Genomic DNA, 18992 nt, shown 5'->3' with positions numbered 1-18992 from the left:
ACGATCTCGGCATTCAAGAATCATTGCTGCGACATAAGTTGCTGAATAGCCTTCCGATACTTCTCCCCCCGTTCCAAATCCTTCTGCGTCGGCTCCCCTATCCTCGACAGATCGCTATTCTCAGCCAGATCAGCCAGCTTGACGGCCTTGCCCACCGGGTTCAACGCTGCGCGGGCGATGAAATCCTCATACGACTCGCCTTCGACCTTGGTCACGGCGCGCACGCCGTCGATGACTTCCTGGGAAAATCCTTCACGTGCCAGGTCGTCGAAGGTGACGTTGCCGTCGCTGTCTTCCACCACGTCATGCAGCACGGCGACTATCTGCTGGGCGCCGGGGGCGACGCGCAGCATGACGCGCAAGGGGTGGAGTATGTAGGGCGCGCCGCCCTTGTCCGTCTGGCCGGCATGGGTGGTGGCGGCAATTTCAATCGCGCGCTCCAGGGTGCCGCGACTTGCGTGTTCACTCATGTTCACTCCTTGTTCACTCCACTTTGGTTGACGTTCGCGTTGCGCGCCAGCCGCGGCGCTGCAAATGGCATACGCTGGTGCACAGCAAGGCTGGCAGCAGTAAATTAAGGACCGGTACGAGCATCAGCAAACACAGCAGCAGCCCCAGGGCAAAAATCGCCGGGCGCTGTTCGCGGCGCAAGGCCGCTTGCTGTTCCGCGCCGAGCACCTCTTCAGCCGCCGCGCCGTAGATCATCTGGACATTCCAGGCCAGCAAATACGAGATCAGCACGCACATGGCCCACACCGGGATCAGCAGGGAAAGCAGCAGCAACAGGCGACGCCGCCAGGCGTCGCGCGCGGCAGACAACTCCACACCGGCTGGCGGTTGCCACTCGACATAGCGGCGCGCCGCCACCGCTTTGGCGCGCTCCAGCAACAGCCAGCGCAGCGGCACTCGCGCCGTGCCGATGGCGCCGACGATAAAGACCATCACATAGAAAAAAGCAGCCAGCGCCAGCAGTGCCAGGGCGATCTGGCCGATCGACAGCATGGCCTTGGCGGCGCTGCCCAGGCCGCCGGCGATATTGCCCATCTGAGACACCGTGGCAGGCCCGTTGGCCAGTGTCCCGACGCCATCCATCACGCCCAGGCCCAGCAAGCCGGTGACGGACACCAGCGCCAGCATGGCGCTCAGCTCGACAAAAAAACGGCCGAAGTAGTTATACAGTCCCAGCCACAGCGCCACGACCGCCATGCACCACAGCGCGGAGCGCCACCACAGCCCCGCATGGCGCGCATCGCGCAGTCCCAGGCCCATGCACGTGAAGGCTTCCCGCCAGGCCAGCAGCCAGGTTTGCAATGTTTGTGTCAAGCTTGGGCGTACTCCGCAATAAAGGGGTGGATGCGTCGATCCGTATGTTGCCGATTGTACATGAATCAGACTGGCGCACGCGCAGCCGAAAGCAAGGGGCAAACGCGCCATGCAGGCACGCTGATCAGGGCCTTCAAGGAATCCGCTTCCAGCTTGTCATTGTTTGCAATACCGCCATTCCAGATGGAACGGAATACGAAACAATTCAACTCCCCACCCGTTCCAGCAATAGTCTTCGCAACGTCCTGCGCATGCGCAATACCCCATTCCTCGCCCCAACGGCGTACACTGGCTCCTCTTACATCAACGCATTGGTCTACCGTGAAACTATCACGCTTTATTACCGGAAATTTGGAGCCTATCCTGGAAGAGTGGGAACTCTTCGCCAGGTCGCTTCCCATTCCTGGAGCCGCCATCTCGAAAGCAGAATTACGCGATCATGCAAAGCAGATGCTGGAAACCATCGTGCACGACATGGACGTCATCGAGAACGCGGCGCAACGAAAAAAGAAATCGACCACGGGCGTCTCGGAGATAGCGGGCAAGGAAACCGCAGCCGCAACACATGGCTCCCTGCGCCAACAGATCGGATTCACGCTGCCTCAGCTGACGGCGGAATTTCGCGCGATGCGGGCCAGCGTCCTGCGACTGTGGATGGCACAGGTGTCGGTGGCGTCGAAAACGGCAACGGACGACATCTTGCGCTTCAATGAAGCGATAGACCAGGCGCTGCAGGAATCGGCCATACGCTACTCGCAACAGAGCGACCGCACCCGCAATACCTTTCTCGCCATCCTCAGCCACGATCTGCGCAGTCCGCTGAGCACGATGACGATGGCAGGTGCGCTGCTGAGCAGGCCGAGCGCGAGCTCTTCTTCCACGACGGTGCAGATCGGTGCACGGGTTGCACGCAGCGCAGCCACCATGACAACCATGGTGAACGACCTGCTGGAATTCGCCAGGACGCAGCTGGGTGGAAACATGCCCGTTTCGCCCACCCTGGGCGATATCGGGGAAATCTGCAAGACAGCCGTCGAAGATGCCTCGGCCGCTCACCCGGAATGCAAGTTTGAACTGAGCGCCACGGGCGAGATGATCGGCGACTTCGATGCGCCTCGCCTGGCCCAGCTGTTTTCCAACTTGCTCAACAATGCTGCGCAATATCGCACCGACGACCAGCCGGTGACCATCACGGCCCGCGGCGATGCCGATAGAGCCGTAGTGCAAGTCAAGAATTTCGGCCGCCAGATCCCGGAAGCCTCGCTGAAGACCATTTTCGATCCCTTGGTGCAACTGGCCATTTCCGACGAACACAAAGCGCCCAATGCCACCAGTATCGGATTGGGTCTGTTTATCGCGCGTGAAATCGCCAGTGCGCACGGCGGCACCATCGGCGCCGAGTCCAGCCTGGAATGCGGCACGGTATTTACCGTGCGCCTGCCCAGGGTGTCGCTGAACGACAGAGGGAACGGCGGCTAGGGACTGGTCCCGGCAGAGGTCAACATCCCCTGCCGGGACAGGCTCGCCCTACCTGCGGCTGAGCGGCACATACTCGCCCGGCAAGCTGGCCGCTTCCAGCGCATCGGCAAAGGCGAACAGGAACTTCGCCGGGCCATGCTCGGAAACAAGCAAGGACGCGCCCTTGTGGCGCAGCAACTTCAGCACTTCCTGCTGGTGCGCCTGGTATTCGCTGGAGTGGCCGTAAAACGTTTGATACATCTCAAGCGTTTCCATGGCCTTGGCGGCCAGGATGAATTCGGGTTTGTCCATCATATCTCCTCTTGATCAGCTCTGAAACACAGAAGACGCAGCATTCGTCTCCTCTGCGTGTACAGCCATCACCGCCGGCATGGCCGCACTTCCATCATACGCCTCATCGCCTAGGCCCGGTAAGGCTCGCCCGACAGGATGCCCTGGTATTGGCTGAGGGCGCTACCTATCTTCATGCCCCCGGAATCGATATCGTAGAAACGGATATCCTTGCTGTGACCGCTACCGCGCACCTTCACCACCGATACCACGCGCTTGAACTGGCCTTCTAGCTCGATGTAGCGCTGCATGATGATGGCGTCGGACAGGAAGGCGTTGCCATAGGAACTGAAGCGCAGCACGGTGTACTGGTCTTCCAGCTCGGCCGTCATCAGCACCGAGACACCCATTTCCGTCAAGGCCGCCACCAGGCGGTACAGCGATTCGCGGAAATCCTCGCGGAACATGGATGCCAGCGCCATTTCAAAGCCGGACAGCGAATCGATGACCACGCGCTTGGCCTTCATGCGCGTGATCATGCCCACCAGGTCATGCAGGATTTCATCGAGCGACAAATCCAGGGTGCGCGTATTGATCACGCCGATCTGACCGGAACTGACGAGGGTATTCATATGATGGCTGAGCAGCTGGTTCGGACTTTTCTCGAAGGCGGCGATCACGCCCGGCTCGCCGCAGCGCACGCCTTCAGCGAGAAATTGTGTGGCCAACACGGTCTTGCCGGAACCGGACGGCCCCACCAGCAGCAGCGAATAACCGGCCGGCAAGCCGCCGCCCATCATGGCATCGAGTTCCGGCACGCCCAGCGACAGGCGTTCATTGCCGGAAATGCTGACCTCTTGCATGCCGCTGGTCTTCAGCACGGCACGGGAAAAGATTTCGATGCCATTGTCGTCGATGCGGAAGGTATGCGCACCCAGGCTTTGCGCCTGGCCGCGCATCTTGACCACCTGTATCTTGCGCACCATGGCATCGCGGTGCACGAGCTGCGACAGCCACAGGATGCCGTCAGCGACCGTGAACACGGCGCTGGACTCGGCCTCGGGGGCCAGGTATTCGCCGATCAGGAAGGTCGTGGCGAGCCAGCTGGTCATTTGCGCGCCCAGCTGCTGCACAAAATTCTGCAGGCCGGCGGCGCCCGTGTCCATGGCCTTGGCCGACTGCACCACGGAGCGGAAGGAATCGACGAAGACCAAGCTGGGCGAGAACGCTTCCACCTCTTCGGCAATGCGCGCCAGCACGCGGTCGAAATCGCCTTCCAGCAAGTCGGCCGACAGATTGACGAACTTGATCGACTGGTTGATCTTTTCCACATCAAAGAAGGGAAACTGCTGCTGATAGCGCAGCATCTTCAGCGGTGGCTCGCCCAGGACCGTGAAAAACAGCGCCTTGCGCTCCGGTGTGGCGAGGGAAAACATGATCTGGTGGGCCAGCGTCGTCTTGCCGCTACCGGGCGTGCCCGCCACCAGGTTAAAGGAAAATTCCGGTATTCCGCCGCCCAGTAATTCGTCCAACCCCGGCACGCCAGTGGCCAGGCGGTGGATGGTGACTTTTTTCATTCGTTCGACTCCGTTCCAGCATTATTCACAACGTCATCACCCCAGGCTTTGAGGAGGATGCTATTCGTTAAGAGTTCGCCAATTAATAAAATAAGGGTATCGATGAAGTGCATCAACATCGCCGTGCTTGCCGTGCAGGCGACGGTGTCCGCCTGGCTTGCCAAGCTGGTGCGCAAGGCAGCCATGGCCGCCGCCAGCGCCTGCGGCGAATGGGGCGTCAACCAGCTGAACTGCTTCTGGCTCTGATGCAGGCTGCGGGCATACATCGATTCCACACCCCGCTCGCCAATAATCTGACTCAGCTCTGTGGACAGTTGCTCCCAAAGACGAATACTGACGTCTACCACCGCGCCTGGTTCGCGTCGCAGCGCGTGCTCTATCCTGCGCTGCCGCTGTTCATGGACTGTGGCCATAATGGGATCTTTTCTCTGCGGTTTTCGGTGCATTGACCATGTTAAACAAAAGCATCTGGATTTCCTCGCCCATCAGCGCGGAACCGTTGCCGTGATTATCTTCGACAAAGCGTCGATATTGATGGGTTTTACCAGGTAATGGTCAAACCCTGCCTCGCTGGCGCGGTCGAACTCGCCAAGCTGGCTGTATCCCGACGTAGCGATAAAGCACGGCAGCGGCGCCGCCAGGGCCGCGCGTGCAGAACTGATGACCTGGAAGCCATCCATGCCCGGCAAGCCGATATCGCACACGATGACATCATAGGTCGCATCGAGCGCCGCGCGCAAGCCGCTGGGGCCGTCGTTGCGCACGTCGACATGGTGGCCGTCCTGCGTCAGCAGCAGCGCCAGCACTTCCGCCGCATCGATATTATCCTCGACCAGCAATATGCGCCGTGGCAAAGGATGGGTTTCCCGTTCCATGTCAATGCCGGGAGACGGCGGCGCCAGCGACGACAAAGGCAACTGCAAGACGAACTGGCTGCCAAAGCCGACCCCGGCACTGAACACATCCACGGTTCCGCCATGCAACTGGGTAATAATGCGCACCAGAGACAAGCCTATGCCCAAGCCGCCCTGCGCCCGTTCCAGCGAACGGAAACCCTGGGTAAACAGGTCGAAGATGAAGGGCTGGATATCGAGGGCGATGCCGGCGCCATCATCACTGACTGCAATTTCCACCATATCATCGCGGCGTTTGACGACGATGTCGATGTGGCCAAACTCGTGCGTAAATTTGCTGGCATTGATGAGCAGGTTGGCAAACACTTGCGTCAGGCGTACCAAGTCCCCTTCGATGACCAAGGGTTCGTCCGGCAGGCTGACGCTCAGCACTTGCTGGCGTTGGCTGATACTGGCCTGGCCAACTTCCACGGCACTGGCGACGATGTCGCTCAGCAGGATGGGCGCCAGCTGCAAGGTGATCTTCCCGCTGCTGACACGCGAGGCATCGAGCAAGTCGTCGATCAGGCGCACCATGTGCGCCACTTGGCGGCCAATCACGCCATGCACGTGCGCCAACTGGGGATCAAGGTCGATCTTCTTGGCCAGCAAGTCATTGGCCATCGCCAGAGGCTGCAGGGGATTGCGCAACTCATGCGCGAGCATGGCCAGGAATTCCGTCTGGCGCAGGGTAGTCGCTTCGGCGGACGCCTGCATATCCTGCGCGCCAAACGTCGCCAGCACCAGATTCTGATTCGCTTCACGCAACTGCATGATTAGCAGGCCGAAGGCGTCGGATTTATCCTTTTCCTGCACCTGCGTCTTGGCCATGATCAGCAGTTGGTTGATCGTCTCGCGCAGGAGCTTGACTTCGCGGCTATGCAAGGCGTGCAGATTTTGCTCTGAGGGTAACTGCTGGGCGAGCGCATCCTCAGGATCCGGCAAAGGTGCTGTGTGGTGCATGGTAACGGTGTACGGCCTGTGGGGGCCGGCCTCAAGGACAACTCTTCGTGTAGCGGCGTTCACTCAGGCATCGCCGCGCACGCCAGCTCTATTGCTGCATACGGTGTATTGCTTTCCAACTGAGTGAACACGATACTCTATTTACCTTACGAAATGAAAGAATTAGATTACTTATCGTCAACAGTGCGCAGGGGTAGCACGTAATTGGCCAGCTGCCACCCCATGGCCAGGGCCGATTGCTCCGCTTCATGCTGCGTGCTGCGATTTTCCAGATTGGCTTGCCGGACATCTTCAAAGCCGCATTTGCTCAGCACCAGCTGTCCCTGCCAGCACCCCTCGGGCAGTTCGCAGGCGTAGGCTGAAATAAGGAAACCATTGTGGGTGGTGGGGTTCGCATAAGACATGAGGCCTCCGTGGGATTGCCTGCGCAGTGGTGGCAGCAATGATGGGCGAGCATTTTAGCAGCGCTGCCGTGAACAAGAACCACTGCTGTCAGTATAGTCAGACTTATAGTAACCGCAATGCGGCTTGAATTGCATTTAAATCAAACACATACGTATCAGGACGCTGGAAGGAGGGGGCCGCACGTACGCATTGGCAGCATTGCGTATCCCGTGCAAAAATGCGCCTGTCGCAACCCTCCCCCGCATTGCCCTATGGACCAATACCATTTCCTCGTCGGCGAATTCAGCAAGAATAGGCCTCTCCTTCTCGCCACGGCCAGCGCTCAGCTGTTTGCCTGGTTTGAGCACGTGGGCGAGCGCGTCGAGCGCTACAGCAGCAAGAGCGGCAAGGTCGTCAAGTTCTCGCAGAAAAACTACGAGAAAACCCTGAACGCACCCGATGCCGAAAGCATCGAACTATTTTCACCGCGCATCGTGCCGTCCGACGAGGCCGACGAGATCACGAACTGCGACGCGCTCGCCGTGTATGCGCCCAAGTTTTCCCTACTGCTGGCGATGCGCGCCAGTAAGCTTACCTTGCAACAGCTGTTCGATGGCGCAGCAAGCATACCCGGCCTACTCGAGCATTGCGATTATGTGTACGGCTACAGCGAAACCTTGGGCTATGGCAGCGGCTACGCACGCGGCTATCGGCAGATTGATGCGGCCCATCCGCTGACCTTTGGCCGCTGCGACCCCGGCAATAACTGGGGCGCCATCAAACGCAAAGGGCTGCAGTATGAGCACATACGCGACGTATATCCGATCAATACCTTCAGCCAGTCCAGGCTCGATGCGCTGCCGCCGGCGCGACTGCTGGCATTGCGCACGGCGATGCAGGCCCATGGCCACTGCGAAGCACGCGACGGCAAGACACTCTGGTTTTTAAGCGGCGAAGAACAAGCAGCCGCCCGCGCCGACCTGCTGGCGCACGCCATGCTGGGCTCTCACATCGACAATTGACACCTATGACTCCACATTTATCGCTGCACTGCTATCTGCAAGACCAGGCCACCGAACGGCCCCTGCCTTGCTCCGACGTGACCATCCACGCTGACCCGGCCACCTTGCGCTCCATCGCCCATTTTCTGCTGGCCAGCGCCGACGAGTTTGATCTGGCGCAAGAGTGCGTCGGCATGCACGCCCATTTGCAAGATGCATGGCCTGGCTGGCAGGATGACTTCCCCGACCTGGTCGTGGTGGCGGCCTAGGGTGGCGGCCTGGGGTTGTGGCCTGGGGTAAGGCTTAGACTGGCGCCCCGGTAAACGCGCGTCGGGTAACATACGCCACCGCTGCTACACAGAGATCGCTCCATGCATCAATCCTCCTCCATGCCCCATTCCCGAAACGCCCTGCCCTGGCTGCGCACCGCTGTGCTGGCCACCGCGCTGGCCAACCTGTCCGCCTGCGCCAGCCCGCCCGCGCACGAAGCACTGTTCCTCACCACCACCTTCACACCCGCGCATTCCTTTACCAAGGGCATCGAAGGCCCGGCCGTGGATGCGGATGGCAATATCTATGCCGTTAACTTTGCGCGCCAGCAAACCATCGGCAAGGTCAGCCCCGGCGGCACTGGCGAGGTGTACCTCACCCTGCCAGGCAACAGCATCGCCAACGGCATCCGCTTCGGCAGCCGTGGCCAGATGTACCTGGCCGATTACATGGAACACACGATTTACCTGGTCGACCCGGCCACGCGCGCGCTCACCATCCACGCGCGCGAGCCGCGCATGACGCAGCCGAACGACATCGCCATCACGCAAGACGACGTGCTGTATGCAAGCGATCCGAACTGGAAGGAAAACACGGGCCGCGTATGGCGCATCGCTGCCGACGGCACGGTAACCCTGGCGCTCGACACCATGGGCACGGCCAACGGCATCGAGGTCAGTCCCGATGGCAAGATTTTGTATGTGAATGAAAGCGTACAGCGCAATATCTGGATGTACGACATCGCCGCAGATGGCAGCCTGAGCGGCAAGCGCCTGCTGATCAAGTTCGACGATTTCGGCATGGATGGCATGCGCGTGGATGTCGACGGCAACCTGTACGTGACGCGCTACGGCAAGGGCAGCGTCGTGAAATTGTCGCCGCAGGGACGCATCTTGCGCGAGATCAGCGTGCCCGGCGCCAAGCCCAGCAACATCACCTTCGGCGGCCCCGATGGCCGTACGGCCTACGTGACGGAAGTGGTGCAGGGGCGGCTGCTGCAATTCCGCGTCGACCGCCCGGGGCTGGAGTGGCAGCGGGCGCAGGAGCGGCGCAAGCCCGAATAGCATATAGGGATGTCGGCTTACCACGATGGCCCGTAGGTCGGCTTAGCCGGAACGGCGTAAGCCGACGACATGGTTGGCCGCGACCAGGTCAGCGGGGAATGACGCGCTCCGCCTTCAGGCGCTCGAACAGGGCGATGAAGGCATCCTGCGTATCCTGGTAAGCAAGAAAGCCCGCCTTGCGACTCTTGCCCATGTCCGTCATCACTTCCATCGGCCGCCCCAGGTCGGCATCCGTATGCCACCAGGAAGCGAGGCGGCTGACATCAGCCTCCACCAGGCCGTGCTGCTCGGCGATGGCGCGCCACTGCGCGGGCGCGTCCTGCATGCGGTCGGCCAGCGGTGCCATAACCTCTGGCAGATCGGCCGCCTCGACGCCGAAGTAGGCGGCCAGGCGCGGCCACAGCCACTTCCAGCGGAACACATCGCCATTGACGATATTGAAGTCTTCGTTGCGCGCAGCGGGACTCTCGGCCGCCCACGCCAGGTGGCGCGCGATCTGCCCCGCGTCCGTCATGTCGGACAAGCCATGCCATTGCGCGGGCGAACCCGGAAAGACGAAGGGCTGGCCGCCGGCCTTGCACAGATTCGCATACACGGCCAGGGTCAGGCCCATGTTCATGGCATTGCCCAGCGCGTAGCCGATGATGGTGTGCGGGCGGTGCACGCTCCACGTAAAACCATACCGCGCGGCCGCGTCGAACAGCCGGTCTTCCTGCTCATAGTAAAAATTCTCGACCGCTTGCCGGCCCTGCTCTTCGCGGAACGGCGTGACGGGCACGCTGCCCTTGCCATAGGCGTCGAACGGTCCCAGGTAGTGCTTGAGGCCAGTCACCAGCGCCGCATGGCGCAAGTGGCCGGCGGGTCCCAGCGCGGCCAGCACATTGGCGACCATGGCGCCATTGACGCGGATGTTTTCATGCTCGTTGGCCTGGCGCGCCCAGGCCGTGAAAAAGACGTGGCTGGCGTCCAGGCCCGCCAGGGCGGCGCTGACCGCCGCGCCATCCGTGGCATCCAGTTGCAGCGATACGCACCCGGCTGGCACGGGCGTGCGGCCACGCGAGACGCCCGTCACCTGCCAGCCCTGCGCCAGCAAATGCGTGGCCAGATTGCTGCCGATAACGCCGCTGGCGCCGATAATCAATGCGTGCTTGTTCATGGATGCTCCAGTGCCTGTGTAAAAAGCCATGATATAGCGGACAGAAATTCTTATCCGCGATAGTATTTCACCTTATTCGTGAAAAATATTCTGCAATCATGTCCGAACACTTGAAAGGCATCGCGCCTTTTCTTGCCACCGCCGATGCCGGCAGTTTCACCAGGGCGGCCGCACGGCTGCACCTGAGCAGCTCGGCCGTGAGCAAGAGCGTGGCGCGCCTGGAAGCGCGCCTGGGCGTGCTCCTGTTCGAGCGCAGCACGCGGCGTTTGCAGTTGAGCAGCGCGGGGCATGCCTATTACGCCACCTGCAAGCGCGTGCTGCAGGAACTGGTCGAGGCGGAAAACGTGCTGGCCGAGCAGGATGGGGAACTGGCAGGCAAGGTGCGCATCGGCGTGCCCGCGTCGTATGGCCGCATGCGCGTGATGCCGGCGCTGATTGATCTGTGCGAAAAGTATCCGCAGCTGCAGCCGTCCATCAGCTTCAGCGACCGCTTTGCCGACCTGTTCGAAGAGCGCATCGATATCGCCGTGCGCATCGGCGCACCGGGCAGCTGGCCGCCAACGCTGGGGCAGATGCCCTTGGGCGAAGAGCGCCTGATCTTTTGCGCGGCGCCCGCCTACCTGGCGCGACGCGGCACGCCGCTCGCCATCGCGGATCTCGATGGCCACGACTGCATCGCCTACGGCCGCGGCGACGGCACGGCGGCGCCGTGGCTGTTTGCTGGCGAAGATGGGGTGGAACGGCGGACGGTCAGTCCGCGCCTGACGGTGGGGGACGCCGAGGCACAAACGGCCGCCGTGCTGGCGGGCCTGGGCATCGCGCAGCAGGCGACCTGGCTGGTGCACGAGCACCTGGCCAGCGGCGCCATCGTCGAATTACTGCCGGCCTGCGCCACGCCAGGCTTGCCGCTCTCCCTCGCGTGGCCGCTGGCGCGCCAGCTGACCACCAAGACCGGCACGCTGCTCAATGAATTGAAGCAGCGCCTGACGATCAGCTGATACGCAATATGAAACTCAATACAAAACGTTCTTCGCTTCCGGCAGTTCCACATTGGCCTTGGTAACGATCACCACGCCCGTGTTGACGAACGGTGCGACCTTCTTGCCTTCGATCAGGCTGACGAGGGTTTTCACGCCCAGCGCGCCCATCGAGTACGAACCCTGCACGGCGGTCGCATACAGGGTGCCGTCCTTGACGAAGTTTTTCAGGTCTTCATTGCCATCGAAGCCCACGGCGATCACCTTGCCGGCCTTGCCCGCCTGCGCGATGGCGCGGCCCATGCCCACGGCCGTCGGCTCATTGGCACCGAAGATGCCCTTCAAGTCCGGATTCGAGGCCAGCACGTCGGTCGTCTGGTTCAGCGCCGTGGCCATTTGCGACTGCGAGTAGTACGTGCCGACGATCTGCAGCTGCGAATTCTTTTCGATATAGCGCTTGAAGCCGCCCACCCTGCCCGTCTCGGAACCGGCGCCCGCCACGTACGACATCACGGCGATCTTGCCCGTCTTGCCGACCTGCGAAATGAGGGCCTTGGCGCTTTGCTCGCCGGCCGCTTCATTGTCGGTCGACAGGAAGGACTGGTAATAGCGCTTGCCGCTGTCGGCCACCAGCGAATCGATCAGCACGACGGGAATCTTCGCTTCCCATGCCTTCTTCAGGGCCGGCACCAGCGCGTCCGGGTCCGACGCGGCCAACACGATGCCGGCCACCTTGCGCGTGACGGCGTTTTCCACCATGCTGACCTGGTCGGCGATCGCCGATTCCGAGGCCGGTCCCTGGAAGGTCAGGCTGTAGCCCTTGGCGTCTGCCGCGCTGGCCGTGGCGCCCTTCTTGACGTTTTGCCAGTAGTTGGAATTGGTCGTCTTGACGATCACGGCGATCTCGCCCGGCGCGGCGAAGGCGGCGCTGGCGCTCAGGGAAAATGCTGCGGTCAACAGACCCAGCGACATGGCTTTGATGGTTTTCATTGTCGTCCTCATGTAATTATAGATTTAGTAGATTGACTTCATGCGTGCTGCTTGCTGCTTCAGGCGCGGTTGCGCTTCTGATCGATCCAGACGGTCAGCAAAATGACCAGTCCGATAATGATTTGCTGGATAAAGCTCGATACCCCGTTCATGTTCAAGCCGTTGCGCAGGATGCCGATGACGAAGGAACCGATGACGGTGCCGGAAATGGTGCCGATGCCGCCGATCAGCGAGGCGCCGCCGATCACGGCGCTGGCGATCGCATCGAGTTCGTACATCACGCCCTCGTTCGGCTGCGCCGTCACCAGGCGCGACATCAGGACGCAACCCGTCAGGCCCGACAAGGCGCCGGACAGGGTGTACACGAGCAGGGTCACGCGGCCCACCTTCACACCCGACAGGCGCGCCGCCTCCGCATTCGAGCCGACGGCATAGATATGCCGGCCAAAGGTGGTGCGGCTGAGCATGATGGACACGGCCACGGCGATCACCACCATCAGCACCACCGGATACGGAATACCGGGAAACACGACTTCGGGAAAGGTGCCGCCCGTGTCCCGCTCGATGCGCCACAGCACGCCGTTACCGAGTTCGCCGAACGACTCGCCCAGGCCGGAAATGGCGCGTGCACCCGTCACCTGCAGCGCCAGGCCGCGTGCGATCAGCATCATGCCCAGGGTAGCGATAAAAGGAGGCAGCTTCAGTTGCGTGATGCAAAAGCCGTTGACGGCGCCACACATGGCGCCCACCACGACGCCGCCCAGCATGGCGACGGGCACGGGCACGCCGCTCTTGACCAGCAGCGCGGCGGCCACGCCAGCCAGCGCCAGCACGGAGCCGGAACTGAGGTCGATGCCGCCCGTGATGATGACGCAGGTGGCGGCGATGCCCAGGTAGGCGATCGACGTCACTTGCAAGGCCACGCTCATGCCGTTGCTGACGGAGAAAAAGGCGTTGCTGGTCAGGGAAAACACCAGCAACAGCAAGGACAGGCTGCCCAGCGCGGCGAATTTTTGTATCAGTTCTTTGTTCATTTTCTTGTGGCTTTCTGATGTTAATGCATTGCTGCCTGGCGGCCCGATGCGAGATGCATGATCTCTTCCTGCGACGACTCGCGCGTGTTGACGATGCCGCTGATGCGCCCTTCATGGAACACGGCCACCCGGTCCGTCATGCCCATGATCTCGGGCAGCTCGGACGTGATCAGCACCACGCCGATGCCTTCCGACGCGAGCTTGTCGAGCAGCTGATAGATGGCGAACTTGGCGCCCACGTCGATGCCGCGCGTGGGTTCGTCGAAGAAGATGATTTTCGATTCGCGGTACAGCCATTTGCTGATGACGATCTTTTGCTGGTTGCCGCCGGAGAGGTTGCGCGCGATCTGTTTCGAGGTCGGCGTCTTGATGCCCAGCGCCGCGATGTACTGCTGCGCCACCGCCTCTTCCCTGGCGAAATCGATGAAGCCGAAACGGTTCGCCAGCCCCGACACATTCGTCAAGGTCAGGTTGGCCGCCACCGACATGCGGATCGCCAGGCCGTGGCTCTTGCGGTCTTCCGACAGGTAGGCGATGCCGTGGCCGATGGCGTCGATGGGACTGTCGATAGTCACCGCCACGTCGCCCAGGTGGATCGCGCCGCTGGTGAGGGGATCGGCGCCGAAGATGGCGCGCGCCACTTCCGTGCGCCCTGCCCCCATCAGGCCGGAAAAGCCGAGGATCTCGCCGCGCCGCAAGTCAAAACTCAGCGGGCCGAAGACGTCCTTGCGGTGCAAATCGGTCACGCGCAGCAGCACTTCAGCCGTCGGCGTCGAGACGCGGTCGGGAAATTTTTCATCGAGGGTGCGGCCCACCATCTTCGCCACGATGGCGTCCAGGCTGGTGGCGGCAAAATCGTCGGTGCAGACGAACTTGCCGTCGCGCAGCACCGTCACCCTGTCGATGATGTGCTGCATTTCTTCGAGCCGGTGCGAGATGTAAACCACGCTCACGCCATTGCGCTTGAGTTCATTGATGATGTCGAACAGCTGACCCGTCTCGCTTTCCGTCAGCGACGACGTGGGCTCGTCCATGATCAGCACTTCCGTATTGAGCGACAGCGCCTTGGCGATTTCCACCATCTGCTGCTGCGCACAGGACAGGTTTTTCACCAGCTGGCGCGGGTCGATGCGCAGCTTCAACCGGTCCAGCAGCGCCTGTGCATCAAAGCGCATCTTCTTGCGGTCGATGAAGATGCCGCGCACCGGTTCACGCGCCAGAAAAATATTCTCCGCCACGCTCAGGTGCGGGATCAGGTTCAGTTCCTGGTGGATGATGGCGATGCCGGCCGCCTCCGCATCCACGCTGCAGGAAAAACTGCACACCTTGCCCTTGTAGACCAGTTCTCCCTCGTCGGCCTGGTACACGCCGCTCATCACCTTCATCAGGGTGGACTTGCCGGCGCCGTTTTCGCCGCACAGCGCATGCGCCTCGCCCTTGCGCAGGCTGAAACTGACGTTGTCCAACGCCAGCACGCCGGGAAAGCGCTTGCTGACCTTGTTCAGGGCCAGTATCTCTTCGGATTCATTCATGGTGTGTCTCCTCCACTCCACTGCCATAGGCCGGCGCGCCGATGTCTGAGCATCTTGGCGGCGCGCCGGTCTGCTACTCGTTTAACTGTCGATCAGTTCGGGATTCCAGGCATGCACGGTCTGCTTCTGTTCACCGAGGCCGCTGATCCCCAGACGCATGGTGTCGCCCGGCTTCAGGTACACGGCCGACGGCTTCTGGCCCATGCCCACGCCCGGCGGCGTGCCGGTGCTGATGATGTCGCCCGGGTACAAGGTCATGAAGCGGCTGATGTAGCTGACCAGATTGGCCACGCCGAAGACCATGGTTCTGGTATTGCCATCCTGGACGCGCTTGCCGTTCACTTCCAGCCACAGGCCCAGGTTTTGCGGATCCGTCACTTCGTCGCTCGTCACCAGCCAGGGACCGATCGGGCCGAAGGTGTCGCAGCCCTTGCCCTTATCCCACTGGCCGCCGCGCTCCAATTGGTACTCGCGTTCGGACAAATCGTTCACCACGCAATAGCCGGCCACGTGCGACAGCGCATCGGCTTCGCTCACATAGCGCGCGGTGGTGCCGATCACCACGCCCAGTTCCACTTCCCAGTCGCTTTTCTTCGAGTCCTGCGGCATCACCACGGCATCGTTGGCGCCGATGATGGCACTGGCGGCTTTCATGAACAGCACCGGTTCAGCCGGCACAGCCATGCCCGATTCGGCCGCATGGTCGGCATAGTTCAGCCCCACGCACAAGAACTTGCCCACGCCCTTCCAAGGCGGCGCGATGCGGCCAGGATTCGCCACCACCGGCAGGCTGGCGATATCGAGTGCGGCCAAAGTCGCCAGGCCATCCTTGCCCAGGGTCGCGCCCGTGATATCGGACAGCACGCCGGACAGGTCGCGCACGACGCCATCGGCATCGATCAGTGCAGGTTTTTCAGCGCCCTTGGCGCCATATCGCATCAGTTTCATGTGTGTCTCTCGTTGTTGTAATTAATTGGACCAACCGCCATCGATCACATGGACCATGCCGGTGGTAAAGGCGGATTCGTCGGAAGCCAGGTAGACGGCCAGGGCGGCGATTTCCTCTGCCCTGCCCACTCTGCCCATCGGCTGGCGGGCGACAAACGCCGCCTGCACTTCATCGATGCTCACGCCCGTCGCTGCCGCCTGCGCCGCAATGCGTTCCTTCAGCGACGGCGACTCGATGGTGCCGGGGCAGATCGCGTTGCAGCGGATGCCGCGCGTGACAAAGTCCGCCGCCACCGATTTCGTCATGCCCACCACGGCCGCCTTCGAGGTGCCGTAGATAAAGCGGTTCGGCGCGCCCTTCACGCTCGACGCCACGGACGACATGTTGACGATGGAGCCAGCGCCCCTGGCCAGCATGCCGGGCAGCACGGCGCGCATCAGCCGGTACATGGAGCGCGCATTGATGTCGAACGAACGGTCCCAGGCCGCATCGTCGCAGTCGAGGATGGTGCCGCCGTCGACGAAGCCGGCGCAGTTGAACAGGATGTCGACGGGGCCGATCTCGTCGGCCAGCGCGGTGATCGCCGCGCCATCGGTCACGTCGAGCCGGCGGATGGCGCAGCCCGTTGCCTCTTTCAGCGCGTCGAGCTGGGCCTGGTTGATATCGGTGGCGATCACGGTGGCGCCTTCGCGCACGAACGCTTCAGCCGTGGCGCGGCCGATGCCCTGGCCGGCGGCGGTGAGCAGGGCGATTTTGCCTTGTAGTCTGGCGGTCATGTTGTCTCCTTTTATTTTTTAACCCAACACCTTAACGGCTGGGGTCAGACCCGGCGGGTCTGACCCCGGATTTTTGCTAACTGACGTGGAATACCTGTTCCATCAGCGCCCAGTGCTCGCCCTCGGCACGCGAAGCCAGCGGCTCCTGGCACGGGGCGCAAAAGGTCCACCAGCGCTGCGTTTCCAGGTCGGCGGCGATGGCCGCCATGTCGGCCTCAAAATCCTCGCCGTGGTACTCCCAGTAACCGAACAGCAGGTTTTCCGGCTCGCGCAGGAAGATCGAGTAATTGCCGACATGCGCGGCTGCCAGTCTGGCCAGCACCTGCGGCCAGACGGCGGCGTGCAGGGTTTTGTATTCGGCGATGCGCTCCGGCGCGATGCCGATGACCATGCCCATTCTTTGCATTGCGACTCCTTTTTGCTGGCTTACGCCGGCCTCCCAATACCGTTGACGATAACCGTAGGTCGGCTTAGCCGGAACGGCGTAAGCCGACACGCCCACCACCTCATTCAAGACCATAAAACCGGCACGCATTGCGTCCGAAAATATCGTCCCTGTCTTCTTGTCCCAGGTGTGCCAGCAGCGCCTCGCTGGCGGCCAGCCACGCCGCATAGCCACCGGCCAGGTCGACCACGGGCCAGTCGCTGCCCCAGATCACGCGCCGGGAGCCGAACACGTCCAGCACATGGGCGGCATAGGGGCGCAGGTCGTCCACGTTCCAGCCGGGCCGCGCTTCCGTCACCAGCCCGGACAGCTTGCAGTGCACGTTCGGCAGCGCGGCCAGCAGCGCCATGTCTGCACGCCAGGTGCCGAAGCCGGCATCGGCGATCGGCGGCTTGGCCGCATGGTCGATCACGATGGCCAGCTGCGGATAAGCGCGGGCACATTGCAGCAACGCGGGCAAGTGGCGCGGCAGCACCAGCGCGTCCAGCCGCAAGCCGTGTTCCACCATGGCGGCCAGGGCCGGCGCCAGCGCGGGATTGGCAATCCACTGATCGTCGTCGAGATCCTGCAGCATGGGGCGCAGGCCTTTGAGCTTCGCCTGGGACGCCAGGCGGGCGATATTGGCCGGCGCATCAGGCGCCAGCCAATCGGTCCAGCCCACGACGGCGCGAATAAAGCTGGTCTTTGCCGCCAGCGCCAGCAGGTAATCGGTATCGGCAGCCGTCGGCAGCGACTGCACCAGCACCGTGCCGGCGATGCCGTGCGCGGCCAGCAGCGGCGCCAGGTGGGCCGGCGCAAAGTCGCGGTGGATGGCGGCCAACGATGGCGGCGGCCAGCTGCCGGCACGCGCGGCCAGCTGCCAGAAGTGCTGGTGGGCGTCGATGCGCATCATGCGGCCACTCCCGCAGGCAGCGGCGCGCGCGCATCGAGCAATTCCGCGTCCCGCAGCGCCAGCCACAGGGCGTCGGGCAGCGGCGTGGCGAACCAGTCCAGGTTTTGCCGCAGCTGCGCCAGGTCCTGGCCGCCCGGGATGCAGGAAGCGACGGCAGGATGGGCGAGCGGAAACTGCAGCGCGGCCGCTTGCAAGGGCACGCCGAACTCACGGCAGACGGCGTCCAGGCGCGCCACGCGCTTGAGTATGGCGGCCGGCGCATCGGCGTAGTTGAATTTGCCGTTCCCGGCCAGCACGCCCGAGTTGAACGGGCCGCCGATCACGATGGCGTTACCACGCTCCACGCAGGCGTCCAGCAATGGCGACAGCGAGGCTTGTTCCAGCAAGGTGTAGCGGCCGGCCAGCAAGGTGCAATCGAGGTCGAATTCCGCCATCGCGCGCAGCACGATCTCGCACTCGTTGACACCGAGTCCCACGGCTTTCACCTGGCCGCTGGCGCGCAGTTCATCGAGGGCGCGAAAACCGCCACCGGTCGTCAGCTGGCGCCAGTATTGCTGATCGTGTTCGCCATGCGTCGCCTTGCCGATATCGTGCACGAACAGAATATCTATCCGGTCGAGCCCCAGCCGCTGCAGGCTGTCCTCGTGGGAACGCAGTACGCCGTCATACGTATAGTCGTAATGGGGACGGAACGGCAGCGGCGCGGCAAAGCCGTCGTCGCCGGGGCGCACGGAGGCGTCGGGCCGCATCAGCCGTCCCACCTTGGTGCTGACCACAAATTCATGGCGGGGCCGCTCGCGCAGCGCCGCACCGAGACGGCGTTCGGACTGGGTATAGCCATAGAACGGCGCCGTGTCGAAGAAACGCACGCCAGCATCCCAGGCGCCATCCAAGGTGGCGCGCGCCTGCGCGTCGCTGACGGGCTGGTACAAGCCGCCTATCGGCGCGCAGCCCATGCCGATGCAGGGCAGCGACAGGCCTCCGCGCGGCAAGGTACGCAATTGTGTGACATCCATG

21 protein-coding genes are annotated in these 18992 nt (G+C 62.4%); 5 read left to right on the top strand and 16 right to left on the bottom strand.

The genetic code is table 11. The annotated features are described in order from the left end of the window. Positions 1-20 precede the first annotated feature (20 nt). A complete protein-coding gene (locus ACQ4WO_RS19155; RefSeq protein WP_436482801.1) occupies positions 21-470 on the bottom strand; it encodes a GTP pyrophosphokinase in 450 nt (149 codons plus the stop codon). 13 nt (positions 471-483) lie between these two features. Continuing rightward, complete coding sequence (locus ACQ4WO_RS19150) at positions 484-1323, bottom strand: hypothetical protein (RefSeq protein ID WP_436482800.1); 840 nt, start codon at positions 1321-1323, stop codon at positions 484-486. A 321-nt stretch (positions 1324-1644) separates the two neighbouring features. Between ACQ4WO_RS19150 and ACQ4WO_RS19145 the strand changes: the two genes are divergently transcribed. Beyond that, a complete protein-coding gene (locus tag ACQ4WO_RS19145; protein WP_436482799.1) occupies positions 1645-2802 on the top strand; it encodes a sensor histidine kinase in 1158 nt (385 codons plus the stop codon). A 48-nt stretch (positions 2803-2850) separates the two neighbouring features. Here ACQ4WO_RS19145 and ACQ4WO_RS19140 read toward each other — a convergent pair whose 3' ends face one another. The 5 genes from ACQ4WO_RS19140 to ACQ4WO_RS19120 all read right to left on the bottom strand — a co-directional run bounded on the left by ACQ4WO_RS19140 (position 2851) and on the right by ACQ4WO_RS19120 (position 6909). Then, positions 2851-3093: a hypothetical protein gene (locus ACQ4WO_RS19140; RefSeq protein WP_436482798.1), complete on the bottom strand. Its 243-nt coding sequence runs from the start codon at positions 3091-3093 to the stop codon at positions 2851-2853. A gap of 110 nt (positions 3094-3203) precedes the next feature. Beyond that, positions 3204-4649: an ATPase domain-containing protein gene (locus ACQ4WO_RS19135; protein WP_436482797.1), complete on the bottom strand. Its 1446-nt coding sequence runs from the start codon at positions 4647-4649 to the stop codon at positions 3204-3206. Further along, the gene (locus ACQ4WO_RS19130) at positions 4646-5062 is read right to left on the bottom strand and encodes a hypothetical protein (RefSeq protein WP_436482796.1); all 417 of its coding nucleotides are present in this window, start codon (positions 5060-5062) and stop codon (positions 4646-4648) included. Before ACQ4WO_RS19130 ends, ACQ4WO_RS19135 begins: the two co-directional genes overlap by 4 nt. 72 nt (positions 5063-5134) lie before the next feature. Beyond that, complete coding sequence (locus tag ACQ4WO_RS19125) at positions 5135-6427, bottom strand: hybrid sensor histidine kinase/response regulator (protein ID WP_436482795.1); 1293 nt, start codon at positions 6425-6427, stop codon at positions 5135-5137. Between the two features lie 245 nt (positions 6428-6672). After that, positions 6673-6909, bottom strand: a complete 237-nt coding sequence (locus tag ACQ4WO_RS19120) for a hypothetical protein (RefSeq protein ID WP_282406083.1) — start codon at positions 6907-6909, stop codon at positions 6673-6675. A 252-nt stretch (positions 6910-7161) separates the two neighbouring features. Between ACQ4WO_RS19120 and ACQ4WO_RS19115 the strand changes: the two genes are divergently transcribed. The 3 genes from ACQ4WO_RS19115 to ACQ4WO_RS19105 all read left to right on the top strand — a co-directional run bounded on the left by ACQ4WO_RS19115 (position 7162) and on the right by ACQ4WO_RS19105 (position 9224). Next, positions 7162-7911, top strand: a complete 750-nt coding sequence (locus tag ACQ4WO_RS19115) for a hypothetical protein (RefSeq protein ID WP_436482794.1) — start codon at positions 7162-7164, stop codon at positions 7909-7911. Positions 7912-7916: 5 nt separating this feature from the next. Beyond that, positions 7917-8159: an Imm32 family immunity protein gene (locus tag ACQ4WO_RS19110; RefSeq protein WP_436482793.1), complete on the top strand. Its 243-nt coding sequence runs from the start codon at positions 7917-7919 to the stop codon at positions 8157-8159. Positions 8160-8261: 102 nt separating this feature from the next. After that, positions 8262-9224, top strand: a complete 963-nt coding sequence (locus ACQ4WO_RS19105) for an SMP-30/gluconolactonase/LRE family protein (protein ID WP_436482792.1) — start codon at positions 8262-8264, stop codon at positions 9222-9224. A gap of 88 nt (positions 9225-9312) precedes the next feature. Here ACQ4WO_RS19105 and ACQ4WO_RS19100 read toward each other — a convergent pair whose 3' ends face one another. Then, positions 9313-10380 (bottom strand): SDR family oxidoreductase, encoded by a 1068-nt coding sequence (locus ACQ4WO_RS19100; protein ID WP_436482791.1) that lies wholly within the window; start codon positions 10378-10380, stop codon positions 9313-9315. 98 nt (positions 10381-10478) lie between these two features. On the opposite strand from ACQ4WO_RS19100, the gene ACQ4WO_RS19095 reads away from it, so the two are divergent. Beyond that, positions 10479-11378, top strand: coding sequence for a LysR substrate-binding domain-containing protein (locus ACQ4WO_RS19095; RefSeq protein ID WP_436482790.1), 900 nt, complete (start codon positions 10479-10481; stop codon positions 11376-11378). Between the two features lie 15 nt (positions 11379-11393). Here ACQ4WO_RS19095 and ACQ4WO_RS19090 read toward each other — a convergent pair whose 3' ends face one another. The 8 genes from ACQ4WO_RS19090 to ACQ4WO_RS19055 all read right to left on the bottom strand — a co-directional run bounded on the left by ACQ4WO_RS19090 (position 11394) and on the right by ACQ4WO_RS19055 (position 18991). Beyond that, complete coding sequence (locus tag ACQ4WO_RS19090) at positions 11394-12329, bottom strand: ABC transporter substrate-binding protein (protein WP_436482954.1); 936 nt, start codon at positions 12327-12329, stop codon at positions 11394-11396. Positions 12330-12406: 77 nt separating this feature from the next. Next, positions 12407-13381, bottom strand: a complete 975-nt coding sequence (locus ACQ4WO_RS19085; protein ID WP_034759656.1) for an ABC transporter permease — start codon at positions 13379-13381, stop codon at positions 12407-12409. A 20-nt stretch (positions 13382-13401) separates the two neighbouring features. After that, on the bottom strand, positions 13402-14940 hold the full coding sequence (locus ACQ4WO_RS19080) for a sugar ABC transporter ATP-binding protein (protein ID WP_436482789.1): 1539 nt from the start codon (positions 14938-14940) through the stop codon (positions 13402-13404). A 54-nt stretch (positions 14941-14994) separates the two neighbouring features. Then, the gene (locus ACQ4WO_RS19075; RefSeq protein ID WP_436482787.1) at positions 14995-15861 is read right to left on the bottom strand and encodes a fumarylacetoacetate hydrolase family protein; all 867 of its coding nucleotides are present in this window, start codon (positions 15859-15861) and stop codon (positions 14995-14997) included. 21 nt (positions 15862-15882) lie between these two features. Next, the gene (locus ACQ4WO_RS19070) at positions 15883-16638 is read right to left on the bottom strand and encodes an SDR family oxidoreductase (protein WP_046685268.1); all 756 of its coding nucleotides are present in this window, start codon (positions 16636-16638) and stop codon (positions 15883-15885) included. Positions 16639-16714: 76 nt separating this feature from the next. Next, positions 16715-17044 (bottom strand): L-rhamnose mutarotase, encoded by a 330-nt coding sequence (locus tag ACQ4WO_RS19065; protein WP_436482786.1) that lies wholly within the window; start codon positions 17042-17044, stop codon positions 16715-16717. A gap of 100 nt (positions 17045-17144) precedes the next feature. Continuing rightward, positions 17145-17975 (bottom strand): amidohydrolase family protein, encoded by an 831-nt coding sequence (locus ACQ4WO_RS19060; RefSeq protein WP_436482785.1) that lies wholly within the window; start codon positions 17973-17975, stop codon positions 17145-17147. Continuing rightward, positions 17972-18991 carry an aldo/keto reductase gene (locus ACQ4WO_RS19055; protein WP_436482784.1) on the bottom strand — a complete coding sequence of 340 codons (1020 nt, stop codon included), beginning with the start codon at positions 18989-18991 and terminating at the stop codon, positions 17972-17974. Before ACQ4WO_RS19055 ends, ACQ4WO_RS19060 begins: the two co-directional genes overlap by 4 nt. Position 18992: the final 1 nt, after the last annotated feature.

Source organism: Janthinobacterium aestuarii, assembly GCF_051380835.1.
GTDB lineage: Bacteria > Pseudomonadota > Gammaproteobacteria > Burkholderiales > Burkholderiaceae_D > Janthinobacterium > Janthinobacterium aestuarii.
Note: the sequence above shows the minus strand (reverse complement) of the source record. Positions and strands in the feature narration are given on the sequence as shown.